Origin of the sequence: Fictibacillus iocasae (assembly GCF_042665465.1) — a bacterium.
In the GTDB taxonomy this organism is placed as follows: Bacteria; Bacillota; Bacilli; order Bacillales; family Fictibacillaceae; genus Fictibacillus; species Fictibacillus iocasae.
Window position 1 is genome coordinate 1 of the sequence record NZ_JBHTCP010000026.1, and the last position, 1,254, is coordinate 1,254.

1 protein-coding gene is annotated in these 1,254 nt (G+C 44.7%); it reads left to right on the top strand.

Annotated features, from left to right (window positions below):
• Positions 1–123: 123 nt before the first annotated feature.
• Positions 124–1,254 (top strand): transposase (locus ACFQPF_RS11425; RefSeq protein WP_379749726.1); only part of this gene is annotated, 1,131 nt, incomplete at its 3' end.

A 1,254-nucleotide genomic window follows, 5' to 3' on the forward strand; every position in this document is an offset into this window, starting at 1 on the left:
TGAATTTCATAATTCCCGACCCTAGAGTACCAGGGTTTTCAGAACACGAAAAAAGGAGTACCTCCCCAAAAACTCGAATTTGTTAAGTACGACCAAAACAAACGAGATGAGGTGAGACTCCCTATGCCTATTATAAAACAAGAAAGCCTTTTTGGCATCCAGGAATTATATGATTTAGAACCTACCCAACGTTTTGCGTCCGTTTTTGCTGCCATTGATATCGAAACGGCCGTTTTAGCCGTTTCTAAAAAGTCCTGGCGAGGAGCTCCAACCGAGCTGAACTACGCTGCCATGATCGGTTCTTTGGTCGTCCGAATCATGGAGCGAATTCCTACCATAAAAGATTTAATTAAACGGTTGAAATATGATTTACTCTTTCGGTTGGAATGCGGCTTTCTGGTATCCGACCAGGTCCCTTCTGAAGCCTCATACTCTCGTATGGTTGAAAAGCTATCAAAGAGCGAGAAGCTGGAAAGTATGAAAGAATCTATCCTTTATCAAGCCATTAAGGAAGGGTTTATTCAAGACGAACATGTCGCGTGTGATGCCGCCCACTTTGAAGCGAGAGATCAAGCTCCACCGAAAGTTGCGAAGCCTAAGGCTGCCCCTCAAAAACGAGGCCGCAAAAAGAAAGAAGAAAAAGAACAATATGATCGCATGAAGCGAGAAGAAGAAGACAAAAAAACGCTGTATGAAAAGACGATTGCCGCTCAGTTGGATGTGTCTCTAGAAGAGCTCCGCTCTGAAATACCTTTAGACCCAGCGTGGGGAATCAAAAAGAACAGTGAAGGCAAGAACGTGTTCTGGTTTGGATACAAAGCTCATCTCGCGGTCGGCACGAAAAGTCAGTACATCCTTCAATCGCTGATGAGCTCTGGCAATTTGAATGATGGAAAGGCAGCGATTCCTCTATTAAAAGGAATCGAAAAGCTGCCGCTTGTCGTTTCTCATGGATGCATGGATGCCGGCTATGATTATGTTCCGATTTACCAGCAGCTTTTTCGTATGAAGGCCCATGCCGTCATTGCCTATAATAAGCGCCGTGAAGGCGAAGTAGTCGGCTACGACCGTCATTTCGCCCCTACTTGTGTGAGAGAAAAATCGTACCGATATGACAGTTACGATAAGAAATACCACTCCTTAAAATATGTGCGACCCAAGGAGTGCTCCGATTGCCCGTTATCACAGAGTTCACTATGCCAGAAAGTGTATAAAATCCGAATCGAAACTGACCTTAGAAGATACACAGCACCC